This is a genomic window from Butyrivibrio sp. (assembly GCF_017940685.1).
Lineage (GTDB): Bacteria > Bacillota > Clostridia > Lachnospirales > Lachnospiraceae > Butyrivibrio.
Genome location: NZ_JAGAYD010000093.1, coordinates 1 through 4,537, shown reverse-complemented (window position 1 = coordinate 4,537; position 4,537 = coordinate 1). Strand labels below are relative to the sequence as shown.

Below are 4,537 nucleotides of genomic sequence, written 5' to 3'. Positions count from 1 at the left end.
ATCTTTATCTTCTATAAGATGATTCGCAAGCTCGGATATAGCAACTGCCTGCATATCAAAGGTAATCTCATCCCGGATACTCTTATAATTCTTTACTGAAAACTGGCTCAACATACTTATTACCCTCTACATACTTATGGAAATCAGTTTTGCTAATTATTCACAAACAGTATAGGCCGAATCAAATATTCTGTCAATATATTTGAGTTTTTTTCTCAAATATACCAATGAGGATAAAAATATGATTTGTTAGGTCTCGCAATTTAGGGATTTGAAAGGGTAGATATCTTATAGCGAAAGAGGCTTCCCCCAGATGATCAACATCCAGATGAAGCCCCTTTCTATGTGTTAGGAGATTGTTAAAAGCTTGGGTAATTTTTTTACTCAATATCTACGGTATACACATCTTCAAGCGTGAAACCATCACTGCCTTCAACACCCACGCTAAATGAAACGCTGTCATCACTTGCATCGTTAAATTTGAATCCCACGTCATAGGTTGTGGATGAATTGGCCGAAGTATCTGCTATTTCCTCATTCGTACCGCCATAATCGCTTTCTACTTCTACCTCAATTCCAGAGGTGGTACGATTTGGAACAGTTGAACCAACTTCATCCCCGGTTGTTATGAAGTTAGAATTTGCAGGCACAACAGGTGTAACAGTTCCATACGCAGTATCAGAGACATACACAGGAATCAGTGCCACTACATCTCCGGGGTTACTTGCATCACCAGTGTAGCCATCTGTACTTGCAATTAGCCCAACCATGTTCAAGTCGCCATCCAGGTGATATGCAGCATATCCTGTTGACTTGTACACACAGATATGTAAACCATTTCCAGCAGAAATCGTCTGTACTTTTGTATACCCTGCAAGGCTACCTGAGCTACTAGAATCATCTGAATCATCACTTGATGTATTGTTTGTGATCACCACAGTATTACCTGCTGCCGCCTGCTGTTTCGCTATCTCAATAGCCTTTGTAACAGCCTTATAGTCGGTGATTCCTAGTTTCACAGCTGTTTCATATACTTCTGGAGTGATAACAATGCTATCATCGATCATTGATCTAACAGTGATCTTTTCTTTTGCACAAGCTTCTACTGTGGTAAGTGTTCTGCCTTCCGTAAGTCCAACATTCACATAGTGAATATAGGCATTCAGTATGTCATTTTTTGCTGCATCTCTGGCGTCAGGATATGCGGACACATAGGCTGAAGGATCGAACTTGGCATTACAGGTTCTTCCCTCATACACTCCATACTTGCAGAAGTGATCAAAAAGTGCCTTATAGCTTCCTCCAAGAAGGTCTACAAGCTCAGGATTCTGCGCCTTATAATATTCTACATCAAATAGTTTCTTGAGAAGAGCGACTTCCTCTGCAGTTGTGGCTCTATAGGTAACCTTACTTACATCTGTAACAAGAGTAAGGTCAGATGCCTCAACCTGATTTGCTGGGATTCCATTGCCACCCATGACAACCAGACCAGCGGCTATCATAAGTCCTGTGGTAACTGCTAATAAGCTTTTCAATATTTTCTTGTACATAGTGGTTCATCCTCCTTGATAAAATGTTTGAGACGTTCATCTCGCTGTGATAATCATTTTCTCGTAAACGAGTCAAAAAAAGAAAGGCCACACATGTGACCTTCCCCTGCTTACTACGCATGGTTATCGCAACCATACTGCATTATTAAAAAAGATTAAAGAATATAAACCAAGAATTAAGAACAACTGTTATTATAGGCCTTAAACAGCCCCATTCTGCTCTTTGTGCCAGTTTTTGCATAAATAGATGCAACGTGGCGTTGAAATACTCTTCTGGAGATTAAAAGATCATCTGCTATTTTTTGCCCAGCATCTTCTGTGAATAGTAATTTTCGGCATACGTCCTTTTCTCTTTCTGTGAGGCCATAACACCTGGCAAAAGATTCGAATGGATCTGCAGAAGATTCTGCTACTATAATGGTATCATCATCCTGTACCTGCACTGACTCATCTGAAACCTCTCCATTCTTTGATGTTACCACTGATAGTTCTTTTACCAGATTGTGGATATGCAAATCTCCATTAAACAGAAATGTTGCCAACATAACGGAAATGGCTCCAATTCCAAATCCTATAAGGGTTCCAAGTCCCATCTTATCCCATGGCAAAAAAGAGAAAATAACCCCAAATAGCCCCTCAATAACTCTTCCCATACTAGCAGTAAGCGGGGCTATTCTACCTGTAAGTGGTGCAAGTCTCATGAACATCAGATACATGTAGCATATGGATGAACCAACTACCACGTAGAATAGAACCAATGCCGCCTTACCTGTAGGGTTTTCAGCGTATATCACAGGAGACAATATAAGCCACAAAGTGAGGGTAAAGAATGCGATGTGAACAAATCTCTTGTCCTTTAGATCCCCTAGAATACCTAATATCAGATACCCCAGAATAGCAAAGAGTCTTGGCCAGGAATAAGCTGTTATAGATTTCATGTCCGACTCAACCATAAGTCTAAGGAGCTGACTGTCATAATAGGTCAAAAGACAAACTGCCATGATAGACAGGATTGAAAGTGACACAAAAGATCTTTTAACACGAGGGATGTCTACGGTCTGGGTAAGACTGTTGTCAGAACCAGGAAGGCATTCCACCAGGATCCATTCCCAAGTTCTCTTGACTATACCTGTGATAGAGAGCATTCCAGCTATTATTAACAATAGAAGGAGCATCTTGTTGTCTGCCAGAATCTGAACGGAATACTGCAGTAGATAGGCAAACGCAGCCGAGATTGCCAATATCTTACCAACATTTTCAGTGTCAAAAAGCGCTACCGATATAAAGAAATTGACGGCTCCGCCCAGTATGCCAAGAGAAATGTTGACTACTGGCGCAAGAACCAGGAAAGCAAAGGTGCTTGGATAGATCAGCATTATAAATACAGGGAAAAAGGTCAGGATAGCCGCAACAGCCATGAGTCTGGCCCTTCCCTGATCACTCTTTATCCTGTTCCAGAGAATCGAGAACAAGATAAAGCCCGCAACAAGGAATATCTGGTCAATGTAATACATCCAGATATGGATAGAACGATCCAGTATACCAGTTGATGACCGGTTGATCATGGTCAGAATGGACATGTGAACGAACAGATATACTGAAAATATTGTTGTGGTCAGAAGTTCTTTACGCGAAAATTTCTTTTCCATTATCTTTTCACCTGATTGGCGATATCAGCGTCTACAATCTCTTCGCCTGTCTTGTCCTTGAGTTGAGCCTAGCTGGCTGCTGAAAGACCATTATTGACTACTGCACACATATCGCAGGTGCTGCATTTGTCCAGGTCTTCCTTGGTGACTTTACCATCCCGGTAGTCTCTTACTATCTTGTTCTCATACATGCTGTATGGGTGCTTGGTGAACAGCGCCTTAAACTTGTGGACGATTACCCAGGTTGCTGGCTTCCAGATGTATTTGTGCATAGCTGGGCTAACTGAGCCAATCATCCAGCACTGGCGGTCGCAACGTCTAACTTTTGTTCGGACTTTTTCAGCCTCGGGACTGTTCCAAAGCTCGTCCCAGGTCTGGGTATTGAGGTTACCCATTACTTCTTTGTCCTTGGTACCGTTACAAGGCATTACGTCTCCGTAGGGGTCAATAAAGAAGGTGTCGAAGCTCATGTCGCAGGGGAGAAGTCTCTTTTGCCCATATATGTAGTTGATAAGGCCGTGGTTGAAGTAGGCTCTGAACCATTTCTTGGGGCTATTGCTGCGAAGGAGTTCATTGACCAGGTTCTCAAAGTTCTGGGCCACCATTGGACGGTCCTTGATGATGTTCTTGGCCTCTACAAAGTAGAAACTGTTGTGGAGAGATGCTGTGGCAAACTCCATGCCCATCTCGTTGGATATCTGGTAAAGCGGTACCAGGTCTGGAGCGTTCCTGTCCTGGACGGTCATTCCAAAGCCCACGTCCTTCATGCCCATCTCCCGGAGAGTCTTGAGAGTCTGGTAGCCACGTTGGTAGCCGTTTTCAAGGCCTCGGATCTCGTTGTTGGTCTTCTCAAGGCCTTCGATGGATATACGGATTCCAATCTGGGGGAATTCCTTGGCAAGATCTACTATCCTGTCAGTGAAGAAGCCATTGGTTGAAATGACTATTCTGTCGGATTTCTTGTAGAGCTCACGGACTATGTCCTTAAGGTCTGTTCTGATGAAGGGCTCGCCACCTGTTATGTTGGTGAAGTACATGGGCGGAAGCTTCTTGATGGTCTCTATTGAGATCTCCTCTTCTGGTTTTGAAGGGGCTTTATATCTGTTGCACATGGAACAGCGGGCATTGCAGCGGTAGGTTACAATGACGGTTCCGTTGAGTTTTTTGGTTGTTGACATAAGTTTGGTCCTTTTCTATCCTAAAAGTCGTGTAATACACACTCAAAATAATTATGCTGGGTTCATGCCGAGTTTAGTGAGATAGAGGCGATCTCTTTCGGTCACTTCCGTGTTCCAGCGTTTTGATTTTAATTCAGAGGATATCTTCACTTCCTCCACT

Annotated in this window: 2 protein-coding genes and 1 pseudogene; all 3 read right to left on the bottom strand. The window is 42.8% G+C overall.

What is annotated here, in order from left to right:
* Positions 1-380: 380 nt before the first annotated feature.
* Positions 381-1,550, bottom strand: a complete 1,170-nt coding sequence (locus tag J6I68_RS05990; RefSeq protein WP_292218487.1) for a hypothetical protein — start codon at positions 1,548-1,550, stop codon at positions 381-383.
* 176 nt (positions 1,551-1,726) lie between these two features.
* Positions 1,727-3,199, bottom strand: a complete 1,473-nt coding sequence (locus J6I68_RS05985; protein WP_292218484.1) for a hypothetical protein — start codon at positions 3,197-3,199, stop codon at positions 1,727-1,729.
* A pseudogene (locus J6I68_RS05980) lies at positions 3,199-4,377 on the bottom strand (radical SAM/SPASM domain-containing protein). The gene J6I68_RS05985 and the pseudogene J6I68_RS05980 overlap by 1 nt, the downstream one beginning before the upstream one ends.
* Positions 4,378-4,537 lie beyond the last annotated feature (160 nt).

Bases quoted from the DNA above. Each gene is read 5' to 3' on its own strand.
- J6I68_RS05990 (WP_292218487.1), bottom strand. From the start codon at position 1,550: ATGTACAAGAAAATATTGAAAAGCTTATTAGCAGTTACCACAGGACTT.
- J6I68_RS05985 (WP_292218484.1), bottom strand. From the start codon at position 3,199: ATGGAAAAGAAATTTTCGCGTAAAGAACTTCTGACCACAACAATATTT.